The 26,096-nt window shown below is 45.2% G+C and carries 18 protein-coding genes, 3 tRNA genes, 3 rRNA genes and 1 other annotated feature; of the genes, 4 read left to right on the top strand and 20 right to left on the bottom strand.

Annotated elements, in window-relative coordinates; genetic code table 11:
• The first annotated feature begins 181 nt into the window (after nucleotides 1–181).
• Together RH061_RS00120 and RH061_RS00115 are read left to right on the top strand one after the other, a co-directional pair.
• Nucleotides 182–823, top strand: a complete 642-nt coding sequence (locus RH061_RS00120) for a deoxynucleoside kinase (RefSeq protein ID WP_192473668.1) — start codon at nucleotides 182–184, stop codon at nucleotides 821–823.
• Complete coding sequence (locus tag RH061_RS00115) at nucleotides 820–1,488, top strand: deoxynucleoside kinase (protein WP_192473667.1); 669 nt, start codon at nucleotides 820–822, stop codon at nucleotides 1,486–1,488. Before RH061_RS00120 ends, RH061_RS00115 begins: the two co-directional genes overlap by 4 nt.
• 216 nt (nucleotides 1,489–1,704) lie before the next feature.
• On the opposite strand, the gene RH061_RS00110 is transcribed toward RH061_RS00115, so the two are convergent.
• The 6 genes from RH061_RS00110 to guaB form a co-directional block, all read right to left on the bottom strand.
• Nucleotides 1,705–1,797, bottom strand: a tRNA-Ser gene (locus RH061_RS00110).
• 244 nt (nucleotides 1,798–2,041) lie between these two features.
• Entirely contained in the window at nucleotides 2,042–3,322 is a 1,281-nt protein-coding gene (gene serS, locus RH061_RS00105; RefSeq protein ID WP_311073158.1) for a serine--tRNA ligase, read from the bottom strand.
• 63 nt (nucleotides 3,323–3,385) lie between these two features.
• Nucleotides 3,386–3,604: a binding site (T-box leader), on the bottom strand.
• A gap of 53 nt (nucleotides 3,605–3,657) precedes the next feature.
• Nucleotides 3,658–4,248 carry a pyridoxal 5'-phosphate synthase glutaminase subunit PdxT gene (pdxT, locus tag RH061_RS00100; RefSeq protein WP_311073157.1) on the bottom strand — a complete coding sequence of 197 codons (591 nt, stop codon included), beginning with the start codon at nucleotides 4,246–4,248 and terminating at the stop codon, nucleotides 3,658–3,660.
• A gap of 11 nt (nucleotides 4,249–4,259) precedes the next feature.
• The gene (gene pdxS / locus RH061_RS00095) at nucleotides 4,260–5,141 is read right to left on the bottom strand and encodes a pyridoxal 5'-phosphate synthase lyase subunit PdxS (RefSeq protein ID WP_167834694.1); all 882 of its coding nucleotides are present in this window, start codon (nucleotides 5,139–5,141) and stop codon (nucleotides 4,260–4,262) included.
• A 151-nt stretch (nucleotides 5,142–5,292) separates the two neighbouring features.
• The gene (locus RH061_RS00090) at nucleotides 5,293–6,621 is read right to left on the bottom strand and encodes a serine hydrolase (protein WP_311076218.1); all 1,329 of its coding nucleotides are present in this window, start codon (nucleotides 6,619–6,621) and stop codon (nucleotides 5,293–5,295) included.
• A 306-nt stretch (nucleotides 6,622–6,927) separates the two neighbouring features.
• A complete protein-coding gene (guaB, locus tag RH061_RS00085) occupies nucleotides 6,928–8,394 on the bottom strand; it encodes an IMP dehydrogenase (RefSeq protein WP_311073155.1) in 1,467 nt (488 codons plus the stop codon).
• Nucleotides 8,395–8,505: 111 nt separating this feature from the next.
• On the opposite strand from guaB, the gene RH061_RS00080 reads away from it, so the two are divergent.
• Together RH061_RS00080 and RH061_RS00075 are read left to right on the top strand one after the other, a co-directional pair.
• Nucleotides 8,506–9,450 carry a YaaC family protein gene (locus RH061_RS00080; RefSeq protein WP_311073153.1) on the top strand — a complete coding sequence of 315 codons (945 nt, stop codon included), beginning with the start codon at nucleotides 8,506–8,508 and terminating at the stop codon, nucleotides 9,448–9,450.
• Between the two features lie 115 nt (nucleotides 9,451–9,565).
• Complete coding sequence (locus RH061_RS00075) at nucleotides 9,566–9,688, top strand: hypothetical protein (protein WP_023613358.1); 123 nt, start codon at nucleotides 9,566–9,568, stop codon at nucleotides 9,686–9,688.
• A gap of 177 nt (nucleotides 9,689–9,865) precedes the next feature.
• On the opposite strand, the gene RH061_RS00070 is transcribed toward RH061_RS00075, so the two are convergent.
• The 14 genes from RH061_RS00070 to dnaA all read right to left on the bottom strand — a co-directional run bounded on the left by RH061_RS00070 (nucleotide 9,866) and on the right by dnaA (nucleotide 26,096).
• Nucleotides 9,866–10,150, bottom strand: coding sequence for a hypothetical protein (locus RH061_RS00070; protein ID WP_311073152.1), 285 nt, complete (start codon nucleotides 10,148–10,150; stop codon nucleotides 9,866–9,868).
• Nucleotides 10,151–10,329: 179 nt separating this feature from the next.
• Nucleotides 10,330–10,445: ribosomal RNA gene (gene rrf / locus RH061_RS00065) — 5S ribosomal RNA — on the bottom strand.
• Between the two features lie 82 nt (nucleotides 10,446–10,527).
• Nucleotides 10,528–13,462: ribosomal RNA gene (locus RH061_RS00060) — 23S ribosomal RNA — on the bottom strand.
• 124 nt (nucleotides 13,463–13,586) lie between these two features.
• Nucleotides 13,587–13,662: transfer RNA gene (locus RH061_RS00055), tRNA-Ala, on the bottom strand.
• A gap of 15 nt (nucleotides 13,663–13,677) precedes the next feature.
• Nucleotides 13,678–13,754, bottom strand: a tRNA-Ile gene (locus RH061_RS00050).
• Between the two features lie 109 nt (nucleotides 13,755–13,863).
• Nucleotides 13,864–15,413, bottom strand: a 16S ribosomal RNA gene (locus RH061_RS00045).
• Together the 16S, 23S and 5S rRNA genes with 2 tRNA genes alongside form the textbook arrangement of a ribosomal RNA operon.
• A gap of 343 nt (nucleotides 15,414–15,756) precedes the next feature.
• The gene (locus RH061_RS00040) at nucleotides 15,757–16,842 is read right to left on the bottom strand and encodes an HD-GYP domain-containing protein (protein ID WP_311073151.1); all 1,086 of its coding nucleotides are present in this window, start codon (nucleotides 16,840–16,842) and stop codon (nucleotides 15,757–15,759) included.
• Between the two features lie 93 nt (nucleotides 16,843–16,935).
• On the bottom strand, nucleotides 16,936–19,518 hold the full coding sequence (gene gyrA, locus RH061_RS00035; RefSeq protein WP_311073150.1) for a DNA gyrase subunit A: 2,583 nt from the start codon (nucleotides 19,516–19,518) through the stop codon (nucleotides 16,936–16,938).
• Nucleotides 19,519–19,648: 130 nt separating this feature from the next.
• The gene (gene gyrB / locus RH061_RS00030; RefSeq protein WP_396654839.1) at nucleotides 19,649–21,577 is read right to left on the bottom strand and encodes a DNA topoisomerase (ATP-hydrolyzing) subunit B; all 1,929 of its coding nucleotides are present in this window, start codon (nucleotides 21,575–21,577) and stop codon (nucleotides 19,649–19,651) included.
• A 108-nt stretch (nucleotides 21,578–21,685) separates the two neighbouring features.
• Entirely contained in the window at nucleotides 21,686–21,934 is a 249-nt protein-coding gene (gene remB / locus RH061_RS00025; protein WP_167830950.1) for an extracellular matrix regulator RemB, read from the bottom strand.
• A gap of 10 nt (nucleotides 21,935–21,944) precedes the next feature.
• On the bottom strand, nucleotides 21,945–23,063 hold the full coding sequence (gene recF / locus RH061_RS00020) for a DNA replication/repair protein RecF (RefSeq protein WP_311073147.1): 1,119 nt from the start codon (nucleotides 23,061–23,063) through the stop codon (nucleotides 21,945–21,947).
• A gap of 19 nt (nucleotides 23,064–23,082) precedes the next feature.
• Nucleotides 23,083–23,298: a S4 domain-containing protein YaaA gene (yaaA, locus tag RH061_RS00015; protein ID WP_023613365.1), complete on the bottom strand. Its 216-nt coding sequence runs from the start codon at nucleotides 23,296–23,298 to the stop codon at nucleotides 23,083–23,085.
• Nucleotides 23,299–23,430: 132 nt separating this feature from the next.
• Nucleotides 23,431–24,567, bottom strand: a complete 1,137-nt coding sequence (gene dnaN / locus RH061_RS00010; RefSeq protein ID WP_311073145.1) for a DNA polymerase III subunit beta — start codon at nucleotides 24,565–24,567, stop codon at nucleotides 23,431–23,433.
• A gap of 182 nt (nucleotides 24,568–24,749) precedes the next feature.
• The gene (gene dnaA / locus RH061_RS00005; protein WP_311073144.1) at nucleotides 24,750–26,096 is read right to left on the bottom strand and encodes a chromosomal replication initiator protein DnaA; all 1,347 of its coding nucleotides are present in this window, start codon (nucleotides 26,094–26,096) and stop codon (nucleotides 24,750–24,752) included.

The following is a 26,096-nucleotide window of genomic DNA, read 5'->3' as shown; positions in this document are numbered from 1 at the left end:
ATTACAAATTCCGATAATATATGACAGGCGCAGTATTTCTGCGGCTGTCTTATTTTTTGCTAAAATTGCCTCTTAATATTCCATACCCATACCATACTGTGTGTGATAAAATGGACTTTGCGTGATTTAACTGACAGAAATGTAAAAAAGAGATAGATACAACAGAGAGGGAGGACATGTTGTGGAAGGAACACCTTTTATAACGGTTGAAGGACCAATCGGTATTGGTAAAACGTCATTAGCACGTGCTATCTCCGAGCGGTTTCAATTTGCACTTTTAAAGGAAATTGTCGATGAAAATCCATTTTTGGGGAAGTTTTACGATAACATAGAAGAATGGAGTTTCCAGACAGAAATGTTTTTCCTCTGCAATCGATATAAGCAGCTTGGAGATATTAATGAACATTACCTCAGCAAAGACAAATCAGTCGTAGCTGATTATCATATCATGAAAAACCTCATTTTCGCCCAGCGCACATTAAATGAACAGGAATACAAAAAATATCTAGATATTTATCAAATCCTGACAAAAGATATGCCTAAACCGAATGTCATCATTTACTTGAATGCAAGTCTTGATACATTGCTGAAGCGAATCAAAATGCGCGGCCGCGAAGTCGAAAAAAACATCAGCCCTTTATATTTAGAGCAATTATCTCTTGATTATGAACAAGCCATGCTTCAGTTCGAGAAAGACCACCCTGAAATCCCTGTTCTTCGTTTCAGCGGCGATGACCTGGATTTTGTTAAAAATGAAGAAGATCTCCAGCTGATCATTGACCAGCTTACCGCATCATTAAGAAAAAGGAGCGTACAACCATGAATCTGAGAACAAAATACGACATCCCGGCTAATGCGGTCATCACGATTGCCGGAACAGTTGGAGTCGGCAAATCGACAATGACGAATGCCCTGGCGGATGCCCTTCGGTTCCGTACATCCTTTGAAAAAGTAGATACAAATCCTTATCTTGATAAGTTCTACGCTGATTTCGAACGCTGGAGCTTCCACTTGCAAATCTACTTCCTTGCTGAGCGCTTCAAGGAGCAGAAAAGGATTTTTGAATACGGCGGCGGCTTTATCCAGGACCGTTCCATTTACGAAGATACAGGCATCTTCGCAAAAATGCATTATGAAAAAGGCACAATGTCCCCAGTGGATTACGAAACTTACAAAAGCCTATTCGAAGCAATGGTGATGACACCATACTTCCCTCATCCAGACCTGTTGATCTATCTCGAAGGTTCACTTGATGACATCCTTGAGCGCATCAAGCTAAGAGGACGTCCAATGGAACAGCAGACACCGATCACCTATTGGGAAGAAATGCACGGCCGTTATGAAAACTGGATCAATAACTTCAACGCATGCCCAGTCCTGCGCTTGAACATCAATGATTATGACTTGTTCAACAATCCTGAATCAATCGAACCGATTGTTGAGAAAATCGCTACACACATCAAGCAAACTCAATTATTGAAGAAATAAAACCGCCGATTGGCGGTTTTTTGTTTGGAGGAGGAACAGGGTTTCTAAACTTCATATGGTGCTTATTAGTTAGCATTAATAACATCACTTCGAAAAGCACAATTCGATTGATCACACGAGATAAAAATACAAATAAAAAAACCCGCTACATAGTAACGAGTTTTTCTACACAATCTCCAAATTGTTTTTATGCGTTAATGCTTAATATTAATATTATGGAGGAGGTAGAGGGATTCGAACCCCCGCGCGGTGTTACCCGCCTGTCGGTTTTCAAGACCGATCCCTTCAGCCGGACTTGGGTATACCTCCGAGACAAGAAATATAATATCATGTATTCAAAAACGAGTCAACACTTCTTTAAAAGTTTTTTTCGGACAGGGTTGAATCCTGTCCGAATATGAAAAGCGAAAACGCCTTGGTCAGCTCCGACAAGCGCTGGAGGGCCGCCCGATGAAGTCGTTCTTTGACTTCATTGGGCGGACTGAAGCGACTCGAGGAGCTAGGCGTTGGAGCTAGACACTAATCAGAGTTCAAACTCACTTACCCATGACACTTATTCCGGTGCAATAACTTCCCTATTGCCCATGTATGGACGCAATACTTCCGGAATGATGACACTTCCGTCAGCCTGCTGGTAATTCTCAAGTATGGCAGCAACCGTACGGCCGATCGCAAGGCCAGATCCGTTCAGTGTATGCACATGCTCTGGCTTCGCCTTGGCTTCGCGGCGGAACCGGATATTCGCACGTCTTGCCTGGAATCCTTCAAAGTTACTGCAAGAAGAGATTTCTCTGTATGTGCCGTAGCTTGGAATCCAGACTTCAATGTCATATTTCTTCGCAGCCGTAAAGCCAAGGTCTGCAGAACACATGCTCAGCACACGGTATGGAAGGCCTAATAGCTGTAGCACTTTCTCAGCATGCCCTGTCAGCTTTTCGAGCTCATCATAAGAATCCTCAGGCTTCACGAACTTCACTAATTCTACTTTGTTGAACTGATGCTGGCGGATCAAGCCACGAGTATCGCGGCCTGCAGAGCCTGCTTCAGAACGGAAACATGCGCTGTATGCTGCATAATTGATTGGAAGCTCATCTGCAGTCAGGATTTCATCACGGTGCATATTCGTAACAGGTACTTCCGCAGTCGGAATCAGGAAGTAATCTTCGCTCTCGATTCGGAATGCATCTTCTTCGAACTTAGGAAGCTGTCCTGTTCCTGTCATGCTTGCACGATTGACCATATACGGAGGAAGGACTTCCTTGTAGCCATGCTCGTCAACATGAAGGTCAAGCATGAAGCTGATCAACGCGCGCTCCAGGCGTGCTCCCAAGCCCTTGTAAAAAACAAATCGGCTGCCGGTTACTTTTCCTGCACGTTCAAAATCAAGGATCTTCAAATGGTCTGCGACATCCCAGTGCGGCTTAGCTTCGAAATCAAAATCACGGATTTCTCCCCATTTGCGAACTTCCACATTATCGTCTTCTGTTTCACCAATCGGAACACTTTCGTGCGGGATATTCGGAATGCTGAGCATCAGGTTTTCCAGCTCTTCTTCGACCTCACGCAGCTGGTCATCCAGAACCTTGATTTTGTCGCCTACCTCGCGCATCTCAGCGATCAAGTGGTCTGCATCCTGCTTCTCACGCTTAAGCTGAGCAACCTGCTGGGACACTTCATTCCTTCTGCTCTTCAGCTGTTCAGCCTGAAGGATCAATTCCCTGCGTTTCACATCCAGGTCCTCAAACTTGCCGAAATCAGTCATGTCTTCGCCACGGTGCTGGAGCTTCTGTTTTACATCTTCAAAATTCGCTCTTAAATACTTTACATCTAACACTGCGATTCCTCCTTTTGATATACAGTAAAAAGCCTTGGATAAAATAAAAAACTCCCGTCCCCAAAAAGGGACGAGAGTTAACCCGCGTTGCCACCCTAGTTGAAAGCAAAAAATGCTTTCCACTCATAAAATAACGGTTTTTACCGAAAGTATTTACTGGCCATTCCAGGCGTTCCATACTCTGCTCGAGGGCGGATTCATTTGCTCCAGACACCGGTTTGCACCAACCACCGGCTCTCTTCGGAATGGACACAAGCTACTATTCCCTCTCATCGCTTTTTACTATCGAATTTTAATTCATAATTTACTACAATTATGTTCACCATGCAAGCAGTTTATGCAAAATTTTTACTCTTAGTCTCCTCGACCATTTTCACAAAGTAGCTCATGAGTCTATAATCATCTGTCAACTCCGGATGGAAGGAACAGCCGAGGAACTGCCCGTCACGAGCAGCGACAATCCGGTCATTATGCTTCGCCAGCACTTCGACATTCTCTCCAGCCTCCACAATATGAGGTGCCCTGATAAACACGGCAGAGAAATTTTCAGCAACTCCTGAAATATCTATATCAGCTTCAAAGCTTTCACGCTGGCGCCCAAATGAATTCCGCTCAACCTTCACATCCATGACACCGATGTGCGGCTCATCATAGCCTACCAGGTCATTCGCAAGCAGAATCAGTCCGGCACAAGTCCCGAACATTGCTTTGCCTTCCGCAGCAAACTTTTTCAACTCTTCCATGAAGCCGTACTTATCAATCAGCCGGCGAATTGTGGTGCTTTCCCCTCCAGGGATGATCAGTCCATCGACTTCGGCAAGCTGGTCAGGACGCTTAATGACAATACCTTCCGCCCCGGATGCCTCAATTGCCCATATATGCTCTCGTACGGCACCCTGAAGGCCAAGTACTCCAATTTTCACCATAGACATTCCCCTTACCAGCCGCGGTCCTGCATGCGGGCTTCAGGTGCCAATGATGAAATCTCCATGCCCTTCATCGGGATGCCAAGGCCTTTCGAAATGTTCGCAATCAGTTCGTAATCCTGATAATGAGTAGTCGCTTCGACGATTGCCTTTGCGAACTTCGCCGGATTATCAGATTTAAAGATGCCACTGCCTACAAATACTCCGTCAGCTCCCAGCTGCATCATCAAGGCTGCGTCAGCCGGTGTGGCTACACCGCCTGCTGCAAAGTTCACAACTGGAAGGCGTCCAAGCTGCTTGATTTCAAGCAGAAGCTCATATGGTGCACCTAGAAGCTTTGCTTCTGTCATTAGCTCATCCATATCCATCGCGACTACCTTACGCACCTGGGCATTTACCTTGCGGATATGACGTACAGCTTCTACGATATTGCCCGTACCAGGCTCTCCCTTTGTACGAAGCATGGAGGCTCCTTCTCCAATCCTTCTTGCTGCCTCGCCAAGGTCACGGCATCCGCATACAAAAGGAACTGTATAATCTCTTTTATTCAGGTGAAATTCTTCATCGGCAGGAGTCAGAACTTCACTTTCATCGATATAGTCAACACCCATCGCTTCGAGCACGCGCGCTTCAACGATGTGGCCAATTCGTGCTTTTGCCATAACGGGAATTGTGACAGCACCCATTACTTCTTCAACGATCCTTGGGTCAGCCATTCTTGCTACTCCACCCGCAGCACGGATATCTGAAGGAACACGTTCCAGTGCCATTACCGCCACTGCACCAGCTTCTTCAGCAATCTTTGCCTGCTCGGCATTGACAACATCCATTATGACGCCGCCCTTTTGCATTTCTGCCATACCACGTTTAACACGATCAGTACCTGTCTTCATTCCTTTTCCCCCTTATCCCTATAAAAGGATTACTATGTAAGCACTTGAAAATAACTAAAAAACCAGACTTGATTAGTCGGAATTAAGTTATCCCTATTGAAAATAAACAATAAAAAAGGTTTCCTGTCAAGACAGGAAACCCAAACATTATTTAAAACCAGCCCTTGACTGTATCCGCTACTCCACCGAACAGATCTCCGAAGAAACCGCCGATTCCGCGCATCATCAGCACGAACCAGTTTGCCTTTTCGACACTTTCAGCAGCGACAACTGGTACCTGGACTTGCTTTTGTCCTTCTTCTGTTAAAAAGCTGATGTTTTCATCCTTCTTGGACTTAACAGTCATATAGCCAACTTGTTCACCTTTCTTGATCGGAGCAGTCAGTTCGCCATTTTTATTCAGCTTCTTCTTATCCAGTACAAGTACTGGTTCATATTGATCCTTTTCACCATTCCTGATTGTCATCGTAATGGCATCTTTAGATTGGATCTTCACGCTGTCTTCCTTCCCTTTTGTAACCGGAAGGGTCTTCTTGCCTTTGATCTGGTGATTCTTTTTCACAAGCTCTTCTTCTGTAAAATTACTGAAAGCAAAGTCGAGGATTTTGCGCGTTTCAGAAAAACGGCTGTCCTTGGAGTCTGCCTTCATGACAACAGAAATGACTCTTTGGTCATTTCTCATTGCAGTAGCTGTAAAGCCATAGCCTGCAAAATCAGTCGATCCTGTCTTTAAACCATCGACACCTTCGTATTGGTAGATAAGACCTGGAAGCATCCAGTTAAAGTTCTTATATTCACGTCCGTCGCGGAACTTCAAGGAAGGCATGCTTGCTGTATCCAATACTTCCGGGTAATCATTCAATAAATGGAAAGCAAGCTTCGCCAATGAGCGGGCAGACATGACATTCTCTTCATCCGGATTGCCCGCAGGATGCTGTCCTAAAAGATCGCTATTGTTCAATCCTGAAGAGTTAACAAATTTATAATCCTTCAAGCCGAGCTCAGCAGCTTTTTTGTTCATTTTTTCGACATGGTTCTTTTCTGTTCCAGAAAGGACCTCTGCTAGTGCGACGGTAGCAGCATTTCCGGAATGGATTGCCATCGCTTCATATAGTTCTTTTACTGTATAGTCTTCACCTTGAGTTAACCCAACATTGGATAGTCCAGGTGCAGCAGATAATTTATGGACATACTCATTGATTTTTACCTTTTGGTCCCATTTCAGCTTTCCTTCTTTAACTGCTTCGAGAACCATATATTCTGTCATCATTTTTGCCATGGAAGCTACGCCAAGAACGACATCTGAATTTTTCTCATATAAAACTCGGCCTGTATCTGCATCAATCAGCATGGCTGCCTCGGCATCGATGCCTAGTTGACCTTCTGCTGCTTCAGCTTCCGTTGAGAATCCTGAAAAGACGGTTGTAATCGTTAAAATAAATGCAACAAAGAACATTGAAAGCTGTTTCTGTTTACGAATCAAGATGACTTTCCCTCCAAATTTTTCAATATAATGATTGTTTTCGCTTCGGATGCTGCGGTCCGACAAGCCTCGTTTGCAGGAAAGCCTGCAGTCGTGCAAGCAGCAAATTTCACGAAAAAAACCTAAATAATCTATAAAACTAACATATTTTTCACTCTCAAAAAAATCACACCCGTATAGTTTAACATAAAAAAAATGAAAAAAATAGACAGAGAATAGTCACTCTGTCTAATGTAAAATCAGGAAAAAACGGCTGATATGCAGGTAAAAAGTCGTAGTTCCTTCTATATTCAACTATAAAAATCAGCTCATGGAGTAATTCGGTGCTTCTTTCGTGATCTGGACGTCATGCGGGTGACTTTCCCTTAAACCCGCTCCTGTCATCTTGATGAATTGGGCATTCTCTCTCAATTCCTCGAGATTAGCTGTTCCACAGTATCCCATTCCTGAACGAATGCCACCAACGAGTTGATAGATTGTATCTGTAAGTGGCCCTTTATACGGTATCCTGCCCTCTATACCTTCTGGAACGAACTTCTTATTGTCTTCCTGGAAGTAACGATCCTTAGATCCCTTTTCCATTGCTCCAACAGATCCCATTCCGCGGTATACTTTGAAGCGTCTTCCTTGATAGATTTCAGTTTCTCCCGGACTTTCACTGACACCCGCAAGCAAGCTTCCGAGCATCACAGCGTGGCCTCCGGCTGCAAGTGCCTTAACGATATCTCCTGAATATTTGATCCCGCCGTCTGCAATGATTGCCTTGCCGTGCTTTCGAGCTTCTGTCGCACAATCATATACTGCGGTAATTTGCGGAACACCAACACCTGCCACAACCCTCGTTGTACAGATAGAACCTGGTCCGATCCCAACCTTTACGATATCGGCACCTGCTTCTATCAAGTCTCTAGTGGCTTCAGCTGTAGCAACATTTCCGGCAATAATATTCAAGTCCGGATAGCTTTCACGTATCTGCCTTACCGTATCAATTACACCCTTTGAGTGACCATGCGCGGTATCGACAACGATTACATCTACATGAGATTTCACAAGCATTTCAACACGTTTCATCGTATCGCCTGTTACACCGACTGCTGCACCGCACAACAAGCGACCTTTTGAATCCTTCGAAGAGTTCGGAAACTCGATTACTTTTTCAATATCTTTAATGGTGATGAGCCCTTTCAATACGCCTTCGTCATTTACTAGTGGGAGCTTTTCAATCTTATGGCGCTGAAGGATCTTCTCTGCTTCTTCAAGGGTAGTTCCCACCGAAGCAGTCACCAGTTCAGTCTTCGTCATGACATCTTCGATTTTAATGGAGTAATCCTGGATAAAACGCATATCACGGTTGGTGATGATTCCAACAAGCTTCTGTTCTTCCTCATTGTTGACGATTGGGACACCCGAGATCCGGTATTTCCCCATCAAATGTTCAGCATCAAATACTTGATGCTCAGGAGTTAAAAAGAACGGATCCGTTATGACTCCACTTTCAGAACGCTTCACTTTATCGACCTGGTCTGCCTGCTGCTCTATCGACATGTTTTTATGTATGACCCCAAGGCCGCCCTGCCTAGCAATCGAGATGGCTAGTTCAGATTCTGTTACAGTATCCATGCCAGCACTGATGATTGGTATATTCAACTTCAGAGTCTCAGTCAGGTTGACCTGCAGGCTCACATCTTTTGGCAATACCTCGGATTTGGCAGGCACCAACAGCACATCATCAAACGTTAATCCTTCTTTTGCAAATTTACTTTCCCACATAGTAAATGACCCCCTTTAAGAAAATATTATTTGTAGGTTATCAATTGGTTAAAATACTGTCAAGAAGGTTATTATTTGTTAGACTTTTCAAATAACTTGGAGGTTTTTCATGTGTCTAAGCCTTATAAAGAATGGAACAGCTATACTCTCTTTTTTTCAGCAGAGTATGCACAAGCCTATCTGAAAAAATGCTATCGTAAAATCAACATCGAACAGCCTGACATGAAAAGCTTCGAAAACTGTTATCCCTTTATGTATTATCTCGAACATGGGAAGCTTTACTACGAACAGGCAGAAAAAGCTCCTCTGGCCATCCAGCCTATCCTGCTCTTTTATGGACTTGTCCATCTTATAAAAGCGTGCATCCTGACAGTTGAACCTGATTACCCTGAAACCACATCTGTTCTTGCGCATGGCGTTTCTACAAGGAAACGGAAAAAACAACAATACAGCTTCACAGAGGATGAAGTGAAATTCCAAAAGAATGGATTGTTCTCATTAATGGCAGAAAAAATGTTCCACATGAAACAATTGGAAGGTGAAAAAGCCACAATGGGAGATGTGATGGAACTGATTCCGGAATTGTCCGGGATCTATTCCGACTTGAGAGGAAAGCAAAATTTTGAAATCATCACAGCTGCCAATTCAGGTTTTTCTATGCCTAAATCGATCATCGACCATTTTCATATGACAGAGAATCGCTTTAAAGAATTCTTTCAAACGAAATCCTCTGCTCCGTTGACTTTTATAGAGGATCCCAATCTAATCAGATTTGAAGGGAACCTAAATGGTACAACTGAGCCTATAAAGTACAATCTTGAAGAACAGCATTACGTATTCCCTTTAAAAAAAAGCGACCTGTTTCTATTTCCAGAACTGCTTCTGCACTATCTATTGCTTTATAATCTTGGAATGATCGCCCGCTATGAAACAGAATGGTGGAGTGAGTTAATCAAGATGATGCCCAATGAAGACTATCCACTGATCCAGTCCTTTTTAAAATCGACACTGAAAAAGGGTCCTTACTTAATTTACCAGTACCTAATGAATAAGTAATAATATCAAGGGATAAAGACTTTTGGTGAGATTCAGGAAGAAGATAAAATGTTTAGTTAAGCCTGCATCGGGAATTCCATAAACATGGACACCAATAACCAGAGGAGGTTTTAATATGGATAGAAAAAAACTAATGATGACTACAGTGGCTCTAGGAACAGCATACTTGCTAAAAGACCAAAAGTCACGCGCGAAGGTCATGGACCAACTGCAATCCTTGGGCAAGAAAAAGAAATAATAAGCAGCAAACCCTCTGAACGGATCAGAGGGTTTTAGTTATATGGGCTAATGGAGAAAAAGGTACTTTTTCTTTTATAGGAAATCTAGTTCGGACAGCTTTTGGTTAGTTTCATCTAAACCTGTCTGAAGCTGCTTCTAATTCGGACAACTTTTCCTGCTTTTCCACCAAACCTGTCTAAAGTTGGCTCTTCTTCTGACAACTTTTCCTGCTTTTTCTCCAAACCTGTCTGAAGTTGGCTCTTCTTCTGACAACTTTTTGTGCTTTACCTACAAACCTGTCTGAAGTTGGCTCTTCTTTTGACAACTTTTTCTGCTTTACCTTCAAACCTGTCTGAAGTTGGATCAGGTTCTGACAACTTTTCTTTGTTTGCCTACAAACCTGTCTGAAGTCGCCTCTACTTCTGACAACTTTTTGTGCATTACCTCCAAACCTGTCTAAAGACGGCTCTTCTTCTGACAACTTTTCCTGCTTTTTCTCCAAACCTGTCTGAAGTTGGATCAGGTTCTGACAACTTTTCCTGCTTTCCCACCAAACCTGTCTAAAGCCAATCGCATATTATCATCTGCTGGACTATTTCCGGTATCTTTTATAAATCTGCACACAAAAAAAGAACAGCCATTACAGCTGTTCTTTTGCGTGCCCGGCGGCGTCCTACTCTCACAGGGGGAAACCCCCAACTACCATCGGCGCTGAGAAGCTTAACTTCCGTGTTCGGTATGGGAACGGGTGTGACCTTCTCGCCATCGCCACCAGACTATTTGATTGGAAGGAAAGTATTTATTCCTTCAAAACTAGATAATGTTGTAAGAAGAATTCAAGAAGAACGAATGATCAATTTGGTTAAGTCCTCGAACGATTAGTATCAGTCAGCTCCACACGTCACCGCGCTTCCACCTCTGACCTATCAACCTGATCATCTTTCAGGGTTCTTACTAGCTTGCGCTATGGGAAATCTCATCTTGAGGGGGGCTTCATGCTTAGATGCTTTCAGCACTTATCCCGTCCGCACATAGCTACCCAGCGATGCCTTTGGCAAGACAACTGGTACACCAGCGGTGCGTCCATCCCGGTCCTCTCGTACTAAGGACAGCTCCTCTCAAATTTCCTGCGCCCACGACGGATAGGGACCGAACTGTCTCACGACGTTCTGAACCCAGCTCGCGTACCGCTTTAATGGGCGAACAGCCCAACCCTTGGGACCGACTACAGCCCCAGGATGCGATGAGCCGACATCGAGGTGCCAAACCTCCCCGTCGATGTGGACTCTTGGGGGAGATAAGCCTGTTATCCCCGGGGTAGCTTTTATCCGTTGAGCGATGGCCCTTCCATGCGGAACCACCGGATCACTAAGCCCGACTTTCGTCCCTGCTCGACTTGTAGGTCTCGCAGTCAAGCTCCCTTGTGCCTTTACACTCTGCGAATGATTTCCAACCATTCTGAGGGAACCTTTGGGCGCCTCCGTTACTCTTTAGGAGGCGACCGCCCCAGTCAAACTGCCCACCTGACACTGTCTCCCGCCCCGATCAGGGGCGCGGGTTAGAATTTCAATACAGCCAGGGTAGTATCCCACCGACGCCTCCACCGAAGCTGGCGCTCCGGTTTCTCAGGCTCCTACCTATCCTGTACAAGCTGTACCAAAATTCAATATCAGGCTACAGTAAAGCTCCACGGGGTCTTTCCGTCCTGTCGCGGGTAACCTGCATCTTCACAGGTACTATAATTTCACCGAGTCTCTCGTTGAGACAGTGCCCAGATCGTTACGCCTTTCGTGCGGGTCGGAACTTACCCGACAAGGAATTTCGCTACCTTAGGACCGTTATAGTTACGGCCGCCGTTTACTGGGGCTTCGATTCAGAGCTTCGCGTGAGCTAACCCCTCCTCTTAACCTTCCAGCACCGGGCAGGCGTCAGCCCCTATACTTCGCCTTGCGGCTTCGCAGAGACCTGTGTTTTTGCTAAACAGTCGCCTGGGCCTATTCACTGCGGCTCATCCGGGCTATTCACCCAAATGAGCACCCCTTCTCCCGAAGTTACGGGGTCATTTTGCCGAGTTCCTTAACGAGAGTTCTCTCGCTCACCTTAGGATTCTCTCCTCGCCTACCTGTGTCGGTTTGCGGTACGGGCACCATTTATCTCGCTAGAGGCTTTTCTTGGCAGTGTGGAATCAGGAACTTCGGTACTATATTTCCCTCGCTGTCACAGCTCAGCCTTCACGCAAGCGGGATTTGCCTCACTTGCAGCCTAACTGCTTAGACGCGCATATCCAACAGCGCGCTTACCCTATCCTCCTGCGTCCCCCCGTCGCTCAAACGATAAAGAGGTGGTACAGGAATATCAACCTGTTGTCCATCGCCTACGCCTTTCGGCCTCGGCTTAGGTCCCGACTAACCCTGAGAGGACGAGCCTTCCTCAGGAAACCTTAGGCATTCGGTGGATGGGATTCTCACCCATCTTTCGCTACTCATACCGGCATTCTCACTTCTAAGCGCTCCACCAGTCCTTACGGTCTGACTTCAACGCCCTTAGAACGCTCTCCTACCACTGACATCTAAGATGTCAATCCACAGCTTCGGTGATACGTTTAGCCCCGGTACATTTTCGGCGCAGAGTCACTCGACCAGTGAGCTATTACGCACTCTTTAAATGGTGGCTGCTTCTAAGCCAACATCCTGGTTGTCTAAGCAACTCCACATCCTTTTCCACTTAACGTATACTTTGGGACCTTAGCTGGTGGTCTGGGCTGTTTCCCTTTTGACTACGGATCTTATCACTCGCAGTCTGACTCCCACGGATAAGTCTTTGGCATTCGGAGTTTGTCTGAATTCGGTAACCCGATGAGGGCCCCTAGTCCAAACAGTGCTCTACCTCCAAGACTCTTACAACGTGAGGCTAGCCCTAAAGCTATTTCGGAGAGAACCAGCTATCTCCAAGTTCGATTGGAATTTCTCCGCTACCCACACCTCATCCCCGCACTTTTCAACGTGCGTGGGTTCGGGCCTCCAGTTGGTGTTACCCAACCTTCACCCTGGACATGGGTAGATCACCTGGTTTCGGGTCTACGACCACATACTCATTCGCCCTATTCAGACTCGCTTTCGCTGCGGCTCCGTCTTCTCAACTTAACCTTGCATGTAATCGTAACTCGCCGGTTCATTCTACAAAAGGCACGCCATCACCCATGAACGGGCTCTGACTACTTGTAGGCACACGGTTTCAGGATCTCTTTCACTCCCCTTCCGGGGTGCTTTTCACCTTTCCCTCACGGTACTGGTTCACTATCGGTCACTAGGGAGTATTTAGCCTTGGGAGATGGTCCTCCCAGCTTCCGACGGGATTTCACGTGTCCCGCCGTACTCAGGATCCACTCAGGAGGGAACGAAGTTTCAACTACAGGGTTTTTACCTTCTCTGACGGGCCTTTCCAGACCACTTCATCTACCCCGTTCCTTTGTAACTCCATGTAGAGTGTCCTACAACCCCAAGAGGCAAGCCTCTTGGTTTGGGCTATGTCCCGTTTCGCTCGCCGCTACTCAGGGAATCGCGTTTGCTTTCTCTTCCTCCGGGTACTTAGATGTTTCAGTTCCCCGGGTCTGCCTTCAATACCCTATGTATTCAGGTAAAGATACTGTTCCATTACGAACAGTGGGTTTCCCCATTCGGAAATCTCCGGATCAAAGCTTACTTACAGCTCCCCGAAGCATATCGGTGTTAGTCCCGTCCTTCATCGGCTCCTAGTGCCAAGGCATCCACCGTGCGCCCTTTCTAACTTAACCTAAAAGGTCATTTCTCTATTGAATAGAGAGAAAACTAAAATGGCGATCACTCGGTTTTTCTTGGTTCTTCTTACTTACGATTATCTAGTTTTCAAGGAACAAAGTATGCGCTATAAAAGCGACATGGTGGAGCCTAGCGGGATCGAACCGCTGACCTCCTGCGTGCAAGGCAGGCGCTCTCCCAGCTGAGCTAAGGCCCCGTTATGAAAGATATATGGTGGGCCTAAGTGGACTCGAACCACCGACCTCACGCTTATCAGGCGTGCGCTCTAACCAGCTGAGCTATAGGCCCATATATCATATATAGAGGAATTACTCCCTCAAAACTAAACAAACAAGCTAATCAACAAGTACGAATCGTAAGATTCGCATTCCGATTGCCATTACGGCAATATCCTTAGAAAGGAGGTGATCCAGCCGCACCTTCCGATACGGCTACCTTGTTACGACTTCACCCCAATCATCTGTCCCACCTTAGGCGGCTGGCTCCAAAAGGTTACCCCACCGACTTCGGGTGTTACAAACTCTCGTGGTGTGACGGGCGGTGTGTACAAGGCCCGGGAACGTATTCACCGCGGCATGCTGATCCGCGATTACTAGCGATTCCGGCTTCATGCAGGCGAGTTGCAGCCTGCAATCCGAACTGAGAATGGATTTATGGGATTGGCTCGACCTCGCGGCTTCGCGACCCTTTGTTCCATCCATTGTAGCACGTGTGTAGCCCAGGTCATAAGGGGCATGATGATTTGACGTCATCCCCACCTTCCTCCGGTTTGTCACCGGCAGTCACCTTAGAGTGCCCAACTGAATGCTGGCAACTAAGATCAAGGGTTGCGCTCGTTGCGGGACTTAACCCAACATCTCACGACACGAGCTGACGACAACCATGCACCACCTGTCACTCTGTCCCCCGAAGGGGAACGCCCTATCTCTAGGGTTGTCAGAGGATGTCAAGACCTGGTAAGGTTCTTCGCGTTGCTTCGAATTAAACCACATGCTCCACCGCTTGTGCGGGCCCCCGTCAATTCCTTTGAGTTTCAGCCTTGCGGCCGTACTCCCCAGGCGGAGTGCTTAATGCGTTTGCTGCAGCACTAAAGGGCGGAAACCCTCTAACACTTAGCACTCATCGTTTACGGCGTGGACTACCAGGGTATCTAATCCTGTTCGCTCCCCACGCTTTCGCGCCTCAGCGTCAGTTACAGACCAGAGAGCCGCCTTCGCCACTGGTGTTCCTCCACATCTCTACGCATTTCACCGCTACACGTGGAATTCCGCTCTCCTCTTCTGCACTCAAGTTCCCCAGTTTCCAATGACCCTCCCCGGTTGAGCCGGGGGCTTTCACATCAGACTTAAGGAACCGCCTGCGCGCGCTTTACGCCCAATAATTCCGGACAACGCTTGCCACCTACGTATTACCGCGGCTGCTGGCACGTAGTTAGCCGTGGCTTTCTGGTCAGGTACCGTCAAGGTACCGGCAGTTACTCCGGTACTTGTTCTTCCCTGACAACAGAGCTTTACGACCCGAAGGCCTTCATCGCTCACGCGGCGTTGCTCCGTCAGACTTTCGTCCATTGCGGAAGATTCCCTACTGCTGCCTCCCGTAGGAGTCTGGGCCGTGTCTCAGTCCCAGTGTGGCCGATCACCCTCTCAGGTCGGCTACGCATCGTTGCCTTGGTGAGCCGTTACCTCACCAACTAGCTAATGCGCCGCGGGCCCATCTGTAAGTGACAGCCGAAACCGTCTTTCAGCTTTCCCTCATGTGAGGGAAAGGATTATCCGGTATTAGCTCCGGTTTCCCGAAGTTATCCCAGTCTTACAGGCAGGTTGCCCACGTGTTACTCACCCGTCCGCCGCTGATCTTCAAAAGCAAGCTAATGAAGATCCGCTCGACTTGCATGTATTAGGCACGCCGCCAGCGTTCGTCCTGAGCCAGGATCAAACTCTCCAAGAAAGAGTTATGAGTTAGCTCATAAAGTTAAAACGTTGGCTCATGATCTTCTATAATAGAAGCCATGAAAATTTATTGTTTGTTGACGCTTGTTTGTTTAGTTTTCAAAGAGCAAATCATGCGCGCCGCTCAGAAGCGACTTTAATAATATAACATTTGCTTGCGGTATAAGTCAATAACTTTTTTCAAAAACTATTAAGTTCATGCTGTTGTCTCGTTACTGACTTTGAAGATTATATCAGGCAATTTATATGAATGCAACACTTTCAAACCATTTTATTAAAATTATCGAGTTGATGTTTAAAACATTATAGGGAAAAACAAAAGCCGGCTTGTAAATAGCCGGCTACTGAATGAACTCCTCAATATGTAAGTACCTGTTCTTTTCCAATGCAAGAATCTGGTCTGTCTCCAGTAATTTAACCATCGGCCTTGCTGGATTCTTTTCCTCCACAAAGATGATTTCAGCTGCCTGTCCATCAGAAAGGCGAATCTTTGTGCCAACTGAATAATTCATAATCGCAGAACTCAATGCTTTCAGTGCAGTAATGTCAAATTCCCCGAATAGCTCCTCATTGATCATCTCTAGCACTTTAAACGGAGAATGCTTCGGCTTATAGATCCTTTCCGAAGTCATCGCATGGAAAGAATCGGCTACGGCAAGGATTTTTGCAAAAGGATGAATCCTGTTTGCCCTTTCGCCAAATGGATAGCCGCTTCCATCCATTCTTTCGTGATGATGAAGAATCGCAATTTTCGTTCCGTCCTTAAGCAAGGGACTGTTCTTTACCATCTGATAGCTATATGTAGGATGCTTTTTAATCTCTTCAAATTCATCTACTGTTAAGGTAGTAGTTTTATTCAGGAGAGTAGGACTGATTTTTGCCATCCCGCAATCAGATAAACATCCTGCAAGTGCGATTTGTGTGATATCCCCTTTGCTGTAATTCAGCTTTTTTGCAATGAAGGCACTGATAATCCCTACAGCCAATGGATGATCATATATGTATTCATTCTTGGTAGAATAATGATGAAGATTGAATATATCTGAAGAAGTCATCTCTGACTGCTCGATCAGTGGGACAATAATTGTTCTTAGTTTAGCAATATCTATTTGCATCCCTGATTGCCATGAGATAAATTCCTTCTTGAAATTCTGCCTGGCCTGTAAGAACATGTCGAGGAAAGCTTCTCCGCCTTCATTAGAATTCATGTTCGCTTTCTTATCGCTGCCAGTCGATGGCGCCAGAAAAGGCAATCCATTCACCAATGTTTTTTCAACATCCACTTCTTTTATCAGAAAAACTTTCAGGATTTCTATTAGATGTTCTGACAATACTGTTTTTTTGTTCATGATGGGTCTATTCGTTTTACTTAAAACATCTTCAGCAAGGATACAGCCCTCTTTGAGGTTGTCTGTTAGTACGCGCAAGGCTATCCACCCCAGAATTTTAATTTTCTTACAATTATTTTACTTTATTTTACCAAAAAAGAGGAACACATTTTTGTGTTCCTCTCAAAAAGTTTATTCTTCATCCTCATCAGCTGGCGCTGTATCTTCACTGCCTACTTCTTCAGGATCAACTGGTGCTTCTGCATTCTCACTGCTTACTTCTTCAGGATTATCTGAAGCCTCTGCATTCTCATCCAGTTCTAAGTCTTCTGGCTTTTCTTCTTCTTTATCAACCTTAGCCACTGTCGCCACATATTCATTTTCTGCTTTGTTAAGGCTGATCAGTTTTACCCCTTGCGTGTTACGTCCTGTCATGGAGATAGAACTTACAGGTATTCGGATCAGAACACCGCCTGTTGTGATAAGCATGAGGTCTTCCTCACCAGTGACAACTTTCATCGTCACAAGGTCGCCGTTTTTATCGGTGATGTTACAAGTCTTTATTCCTTTACCGCCGCGTCCTTGCCTTCTGTATTCTTCAGAAGGTGTTCTTTTACCGTAACCGTTCTTCGTTACAACGAGGATTTCGGCACTTTCTTCAAGGACTTCCATTCCAACAACTTCATCGTCATCAGACAGCGTGATCCCCTTTACACCAGTGGCAGTACGGCCCATAGAGCGGACATCGGTTTCAGGGAAACGGATCAGTAAGCCGTTTTTCGTGCCGATGATCATTTCCTTGCTGCCGTCTGTCAGTCGGACAGAGATCAACTCATCGCCTTCACGCAGGTTCAGGGCAATCAGTCCATTGTTGCGGATATTCGCAAACGATGAAAGCGGTGAACGTTTTGAGATTCCTTCTTTGGTTGTGAAGAACAGGAACCAGTCATCCACGAATTCTGAAACAGGAATGATGGCGTTGACCCATTCGCCTTTCTCGATTTCCAATAGGTTGATGATTGGAATACCCTTCGCTGTACGGCTGAATTCAGGGATTTCGTAACCCTTCGAACGATATACCTTACCCTTGTTTGTAAAGAACAGGATGGTATCGTGCGTCGAAGTGGTGATTAAATGTTCAACGAAATCATCTTCATTCGTTCCCATACCCTGGATGCCGCGCCCTCCGCGACGCTGTGCTCTGTATGTAGATACAGGCAGGCGCTTGACGTAGCCATTATGTGTCAGGGTAATAACGATGTTTTCACGAGGAATCAAGTCTTCATCCTCGATCATTTCCAAACCGCCTGAAACGATTTCCGTACGGCGCTCATCGTTAAAGCGCTCTTTGATTTCAGTAAGCTCTTCACGGATGATTTCAAGCACTTTTTCATTATCAGCAAGTATCGCTTTTAATTCTGAGATCAGCTGCATAAGATTTTGGAATTCTTCTTCGATCTTTTCGCGCTCCAAGCCCGTAAGCCTCTGCAGTCGCATATCAAGGATAGCCTGTGCTTGCTTTTCAGATAGCTTGAACTGTGTCATCAATCCTTCTCTAGCAATATCCGTCGTACGTGAGCTTCTGATCAGACTGATGACCGCATCAAGGTTATCCAGCGCGATTCGCAGCCCTTCAAGAATATGGGCACGTGCTTCTGCCTTCCTAAGTTCAAACTCTGTGCGGCGTCGAATGACGACTACCTGATGGTCAAGATAATAGGTCAGACATTGTTTGAGGTTAAGGACCTTCGGCTGTCCATCCACTAACGCAAGGAGGTTGATACCAAAGCTTGTCTGCAATGCAGTTTGTTTATAAAGGTTGTTTAAAAGGACATTGGCATTGGCATCCTTGCGAACTTCAATGACAATTCTCATACCCTTGCGGTCAGATTCATCCCGCAGGTCTGTAATGCCGTCAAGTTTCTTATCACGGACTAATTCAGCGATTTTCTCGATCAGCTTGGCTTTATTGACCTGGTAAGGAAGTTCCCTGACGATAATGACTTCCTTGCCGTTTGATTTCTGTTCGATTTCAACCTTCGCACGCAGGGTAATTGAACCTCGGCCAGTCTCATAAGCTTTACGGATGCCACTGCGTCCTAATATCAATCCCGCTGTCGGGAAATCAGGTCCTGTGATGATCTCCATCAGTTCCATGATAGTCATGTCAGGATCTTTACTGATTGCCAATACGCCATCTATAACCTCGCCAAGCTGGTGGGGAGGGATATTGGTAGCCATTCCGACCGCGATACCGGAAGTACCGTTTACGAGCAGGTTCGGGAACCTTGAAGGCATGACAATCGGTTCTCTTTCAGAACCGTCATAGTTGTCCTGATAGTCAATTGTATCTTTATTGATGTCACGCAAAAGTTCCATCGAAATCTTCGACATACGTGCTTCTGTATAACGCATCGCCGCTGCTGCGTCGCCATCGACAGAACCAAAGTTTCCATGTCCATCTACAAGCATATAACGGTAGTTGAAATCCTGTGCCATACGGACCATTGTGTCGTATACAGCAGAGTCACCATGCGGGTGATACTTACCGATGACTTCACCGACGATTCTCGCTGATTTTTTGTAGGCCTTATCCGAATGCATACCAAGGTCATGCATCGCGTACAGAATCCTTCTATGTACCGGCTTCAAACCGTCACGGACATCCGGAAGCGCACGTGCCACGATAACACTCATGGCATAATCCAGGAAGGATGACCGCATTTCGGTACTAATATTTATCTCTTTTACACGTGGATTTGGTGTTTCAGACATTTAAGAGAGACCTCCTTTAGGAACTCTGTTCAGCATGGCCATTTAGGGGCAAAGCGCTCTGCGCGGCCCCATGGCCACTTCAGAAAAAGCAGGATAGAGGCAAAACCTACTATCCTGAGCATATATATTATTAAATATCCAGGTTCTTTACATAAAGTGCATTCTGCTCGATGAAATTTCGTCGAGGCTCGACTTTATCACCCATGAGGATTTCAAAAGTTTCATCCGACTCGATTGCATCTTCAAGGCTAACCTGAAGCAGTGTCCTTGTTTCAGGATTCATCGTTGTCTCCCATAACTGCTCAGGATTCATCTCACCAAGACCCTTATAGCGCTGGATGCCCGGCTTCGGCTGCTGTGGAAGCTCCGCGAGAATCTGTTCGAGCTGTTTGTCATTATAAGCATATTCGATTTTTTTGCCCTGCTGGATTTTGTATAAAGGCGGCTGGGCAATATAAATGTATCCTGCTTCAAGGATTTTTCTCATATATCGGTAGAAGAACGTCAATAATAGAGTTCGGATATGGGCACCGTCGACATCGGCATCTGTCATGATGACGATTTTTTGGTAACGAGCTTTTGAAAGATCGAAGTCCTCGCCGATTCCTGTACCGATTGCTGTAATGATCGCTCTTACTTCATTATTGGATAAAATTTTATCAAGACGTGATTTTTCAACGTTCAGGATTTTTCCGCGCAGTGGCAGGATCGCCTGGAAGTGGCGGTCACGTCCCTGCTTGGCTGATCCGCCCGCAGAGTCACCCTCAACGACGTAAATTTCACTGATTGATGGGTCTTTTGAAGAGCAGTCTGCCAGTTTGCCCGGCAAGCTTGAAATTTCAAGTGCGCTCTTTCTTCTGGTCAGCTCACGTGCCTTTTTAGCCGCAAGTCTTGCTCTTGCTGCCATGAGTCCTTTGTCAACAATCTTTCTGGCAACATTCGGGTTCTCAAGCATGAATTTTTCAAAGTGGTCGGAAAAGAGTGTGTCAGTTACCGTACGGACCTCTGAATTCCCGAGCTTTGTTTTCGTCTGTCCCTCAAACTGTGGATCAGGGTGCTTGACTGACACGATTGCTGTCAGGCCTTCACGCACGTCTTCTCCTGAAAGGTTTGAATCACTTTCCTTGAAGATTCCGTGTTTACGGGCATAATCATTAATCACACGAGTCAAAGCGGTTTTGAAGCCAAATTCGTGTGTACCGCCTTCATAGGTATGGATATTATTCGCGAAAGAATAGATGTTCCCTGTATAGCTGTCGTTATATTGAAGTGCTACCTCTACGGTAATGCCTTCTTTTTCACCCTCAATGTAGATCGGCTCCTCATGAAGGACCTCTCTGGTACGGTTTAAATGCTCAACATAGGATTTAATCCCGCCCTCGTAATAATACTCATTCTTTTTACCTTCTGGTCGCTTATCCTCAATCGTGATCTTGATCGATCTGTTCAGGAAGGCAAGCTCACGAAGACGATTTGCGAGTGTATCGTAATCATATTCTAATGTCTCTGTGAAAATTTCCGGGTCAGGCTTGAAGTGGACGGTCGTTCCCGTCCGGTCAGTTTCATCAATGACCTTCAGCGGGTCGCCAACAGCGCCCCGTTCGAACTTTTGATAATGGACTTTTCCATCACGGTGGACGAATACTTCAAGATACGTTGACAGGGCATTAACAACAGATGCACCAACACCATGGAGACCTCCGGAAACCTTATAGCCTCCGCCGCCAAATTTTCCGCCTGCGTGGAGTACTGTCATGATGACCTCAACCGCTGGCCTTCCCATTTTTTCATGGATGCCGACAGGGATTCCGCGGCCATTATCCTGAACAGTGATACTGTTATCTTCTTCGATGAAGACATTAATCTCATCACAGTATCCGGCAAGTGCTTCATCTATACTGTTATCAACGATTTCCCATACAAGATGGTGCAAGCCTTTTCCACTCGTTGATCCGATATACATCCCTGGACGTTTGCGTACAGCTTCCAGGCCCTCAAGCACTTGTATCTGGTTTTCATCATACGCTTGTCCTTGCATGGATTGTTCCTCCATAGCCATATCGATCACCTACACTTTCATTTTCAATCAACTTTTTGAAAACTTATCTATTGACTATTTTCGCATATATCGTTGTTTTTCGACATTTTTTGCGAATACGCCGATCTATTAAAATTCCTGAACGGATAGTTTTTGGGAGCGTTTCTTTAATGTTCCTGATGCTAATGGGGAATAGTATATATGATTTCCAGTTACCACGATTGACTTGACCGTTCCCTTGGCCAAGTGAATGATCTCCTGATCCTGGCGGGTTATGAACTCCTCCATGAATGGAGAAGAACTGGCGCTTTCAATATCTAATATTGCGATAATATCTTTTGTCCTCACTAGGACTTCTTCACCAACATGCAAATACATGTAGTCCACCTCATTGGATTCTTGACATTTCGCCGGTTTTCACTTTATAAGTGGCTGCTTCCCTCAATGTCTGATGGTCGATCCCATCCACACTAGTGGTCGTGACGAAGGTTTGAACTTTCCCCTGGATGGTATTTAATAAGTGGGATTGGCGATAATCATCTAACTCAGAAAGGACATCATCTAGCAGCAGGATTGGATATTCACCAATCTCTGAATTGATCAATTCAATTTCTGCCAATTTTACCGACAGTGCTGTTGTCCGCTGCTGTCCCTGTGATCCGAATGTCTGGACATCACGGCAATTTACGAAAAATTGCAGATCATCCCGGTGCGGCCCGAACATGGTGGTCCCCCGGTCAATCTCTCTAATCTTTATTTTAGCAAATTTTTCTTCATACACTGCTATCATTTTCGACAAATCGTCATCTTCTGATACCTCTGCTGAGGGTTTATAGACTATTTTTAAGTCTTCCAGCCCTCTGGATATCCCCTGATGGATCGGCAATGCCCACTGTTCGAGCAAATTCAGGAATTCGAAGCGCTTCACGATGATCCTGGCAGCCGCCTGGATAAATTGTTCAGTCAGGATATCGAGCATTGTATGGTCTGTTGCCTTTTTGATCTGCAGCTGTTTGAGATAATGATTCCTTTGCTGGAGAATCTTATTGTACTGGCTGATATCATGCAAATAAACAGCGGATACTTGCCCTATTTCCATATCGACAAATCGTCTTCTCACCTGAGGACTCCCTTTTACAAGGTTAAGATCCTCTGGAGCAAACATGACGACATTCATATTGCCGACATACTGGCTTAGCTTCCTCTGTTCAAGATGATTGACTTTAGCCTTCTTGCCTTTTTTTGAAATGACAAGCTGCATTGGCAACGATCCGTTATTTTTTTTAATCCGTCCCTCTATTTTAGCATATTCCTCGTCCCAGCGAATCAAATCTTTATCATTGGAGGTCCGATGCGATTTTGCCATCGCCAGCACGTAGATGGACTCCATGACATTCGTCTTCCCCTGGGCATTCTCACCAAGGATGACATTGACCTTGTTTTCAAATGTTGCTTCTAACCCCTGGTAATTGCGGTAATTTCTTAATTGCAGTTCCTCTATATACATGAACAGTTCATCCTCTGGGTTATTGCGTTATGCTGAACTCGCCAAAACCAGGAATCGATACCTGATCTCCGGAACGAAGCTTCCTTCCTCTTCTTTGGTCTTGTTCACCATTGATAAAAACATCATGTTCACTTAAAAACCACTTCGCCATTCCGCCTGATTGGATTACATCGGCAAGTTTCAGGAATTGGCCAAGCGTGATATATTCCGTATCAATTTTTATTTCCTCATTCACGTTTCTCACCCTTTTCTTCCAAAAGGACTTAATACTTTATTTTACTAAATTTTTTCCATAGAAACAAATTTTCTTATTTTTTCGCTATATAAGAAAAAAACCACCAGCAATAAAACTGGTGGCGTTATGGAGTTAATAAGTTCTAACCGGCAGGATTAGCTGCAGGATGGAATCGTCGTGCAGTGGTCTAATGACGAATGGTCTCATTGCGCCTGTGAAGCTGATTTGGATTTCTGTTCCTTCCAAAGCTTTCAGGGCATCCATCATATACTTCGCGCTGAATGAAATTTTCAAGTCCTCGCCATCGATTGATTGGCTTTGGATTTCCTCGACAACGGTACCGATTTCCGGTGTATTGGACGAAACTTCGATTGCACCGCCTTCGATCGTGGAAAACTTGACGACATTGTTTCTTCCCTCTCTTGCAAGCAGGGATGCACGATCGATCGCATGAAGGAATTCCTTTGTGTTCACGACTACATCTGTTTTGCTTTCAGTGGGAATCAATCGTCCTGTGTCAGGATAATTGCCTTCCAGCAGTCTTGAGAAGAATAGTAAATGCTTTGCTTTGAACAGTACCTGGTTTTCAGTAATGACGATATCCACTGATTCTGAGCTGTCATCAAGAATCTTGCTCAATTCGGTCAAACTTTTACCTGGGATGACTACATTATAGTTGCCAGTGTTCTCTGCTTCGAGCTTCGCTTTTCTCAATGCCAGCCTGTGGCTATCTGTTGCAATACAGATTAATTCGTTGTTTTCGACCTTCCAGTTTACACCTGTCAAGATGGGGCGTGTTTCTGAGGTGGACACTGAAAAGACAGTCTGGCGGATCAGGCCTTTCAATAGGTCCGTAGGGATCTTGAATACATGCTCTTCCGAAATTTGCGGAAGATGCGGATATTCTTCAGCATCCAGTCCATTTAGGTTGAATTCTGATTTCCCAGAACGGATAACGGTCTGCAGATTATTATGGACTTCAATTTCTACTGTGTCTGTAGGAAGCTTTTTAACGATTTCACTAAAGAAACGCGCCTGCAAAACAATGGATCCTGGCTGTTTGATTTCAACGATTTCATCCCCAGCTTCTTCTTTAGGAATGAAAGATTCGATTGAGATATCAGAATCGCTGCCTGTAAGAGTTACTCCCTCTTCATTCGCAACAATCTTAATACCTGTCAAAATAGGAATTGTTGTTCTGCTTGTCACTGCCTTCATTACGTCCTGGACGCTTTGAAGCAATGAATCACGCTGGATAATAAATCTCATTTTTTAGCCTCCGTTTAGGAATAATTTTTTCTTAAATGCATATATTAATATGTTTTAAAAAAATAGTAGAAGTACTAGTAGGGCCTGTGGATTTGTGGATAAGTGGGTTTCTTCAAAGGAAACACAGCCTATCCACATGTGGACAGACTGTGCGTAACCAATGGAGAGTTATTCACACTTTCCTAAACCCTTAATTGTTCATTTATATCTTTCAGCTGCTTTTGCAGGCTCGCGTCAACGGAAATCATCTTAGATATTTTTTCATGTGCGTGGATGACCGTTGTATGGTCACGGCCTCCAAATTCCTCGCCAATCTTAGGAAGAGAGAAATCTGTCAGCTCTCTGGACAAGTACATAGCGATTTGCCTAGGGAATGCGACGGATTTAGTCCGTTTCTTCGCTTTAAAATCCTCGAGCTTCACATTGAAATGCTGCCCGACTACCCTTTGGATGTCGAGAATTGTAATCACCTTAGGCTTGGAGCTAGGAATAATATCTTTTAGCGCTTCAGCTGCCAGGTCTGCATTGATATCCTTGTTGATCAGTGAAGAATAAGCGACGACACGGATCAACGCTCCTTCCAATTCACGGATGTTGGAGTCGATTTGATTTGCGATATAAAGCATAACCTCATTCGGAATATCAAGGCCTTCTGCTTTCGCCTTTTTACGGAGAATCGCAATCCTCGTCTCAAGATCTGGAGGTGTAATATCTGTAATCAGCCCCCATTCAAAGCGGGATCTCAACCTGTCTTCAAGCGTAGGAATCTCTTTTGGCGGACGGTCACTGGAGATGACGATCTGCTTGCTTTCCTCATGCAATGTATTGAAAGTATGAAAGAATTCTTCCTGAGTTTGTTCTTTTCCAGCCAAGAATTGAATATCATCAATGAGCAGAACATCGACATTTCGGTACTTATTGCGGAAATCTCCCGCTTTATTGTCCCTGATTGAATTGATGAACTCATTCGTGAATTTTTCAGATGACAAATAAACCACTTTTGCATTCGGATTATGATCCTGAACATAGTGACCGATTGCATGCATCAAGTGGGTTTTACCAAGACCTACGCCCCCGTAAATGAATAAAGGGTTATAGGCTTTTGCCGGTGCTTCAGCTACTGCAAGCGATGCCGCATGGGCGAAACGGTTGCCTGAACCAATGACAAAAGTATCGAATGTATACTTTGGATTCAGCATGCTGACAGGTAAATCCGGAATATCATCTTCCTTCTTCACGCGTTTAGGCGGCAAAGGAATGTCGAGATCTTCTTCGTTCTGGTTCTGGGGAATGATGAACTTTACAGAGAGTTCTTCACCAGTGATCTCATACAAAATTCCGCTGATTAACTGGGAATAACGTTCCTCCAGCCAGTCACGGGCAAACTCATTCGGGGCTGTAATCGTAAGCACATCACCCTGCAAGGAATGTGCCTTCGTAGATTTGAGCCATGTGTCGAAACTTGGCTTGCTGATCTTTTTCTCGATTTTAGCGAGAGCGTTGTTCCAGAGATCTGAAATGTTCTCCAA

This window comes from Mesobacillus jeotgali (genome assembly GCF_031759225.1).
Classification (GTDB): domain Bacteria; phylum Bacillota; class Bacilli; order Bacillales; family Cytobacillaceae; genus Mesobacillus; species Mesobacillus jeotgali_B.
This window is presented reverse-complemented; position numbering and strand designations above follow the sequence as displayed.

Excerpts from the sequence above, each read along its gene's own strand:
- RH061_RS00115 (WP_192473667.1), top strand. The coding sequence starts at position 820 with ATGAATCTGAGAACAAAATACGACATCCCGGCTAATGCGGTCATCACG.
- pdxT (WP_311073157.1), bottom strand. The coding sequence starts at position 4,248 with ATGGTGAAAATTGGAGTACTTGGCCTTCAGGGTGCCGTACGAGAGCAT.
- pdxS (WP_167834694.1), bottom strand. The coding sequence starts at position 5,141 with ATGAAGACAGGTACTGATCGTGTTAAACGTGGTATGGCAGAAATGCAA.
- guaB (WP_311073155.1), bottom strand. The coding sequence starts at position 8,394 with ATGTGGGAAAGTAAATTTGCAAAAGAAGGATTAACGTTTGATGATGTG.
- RH061_RS00075 (WP_023613358.1), top strand. The coding sequence starts at position 9,566 with ATGGATAGAAAAAAACTAATGATGACTACAGTGGCTCTAGGAACAGCA.
- gyrA (WP_311073150.1), bottom strand. The coding sequence starts at position 19,518 with ATGTCTGAAACACCAAATCCACGTGTAAAAGAGATAAATATTAGTACC.
- gyrB (WP_396654839.1), bottom strand. The coding sequence starts at position 21,577 with ATGGCTATGGAGGAACAATCCATGCAAGGACAAGCGTATGATGAAAAC.
- remB (WP_167830950.1), bottom strand. The coding sequence starts at position 21,934 with ATGTATTTGCATGTTGGTGAAGAAGTCCTAGTGAGGACAAAAGATATT.
- recF (WP_311073147.1), bottom strand. The coding sequence starts at position 23,063 with ATGTATATAGAGGAACTGCAATTAAGAAATTACCGCAATTACCAGGGG.
- dnaN (WP_311073145.1), bottom strand. The coding sequence starts at position 24,567 with ATGAGATTTATTATCCAGCGTGATTCATTGCTTCAAAGCGTCCAGGAC.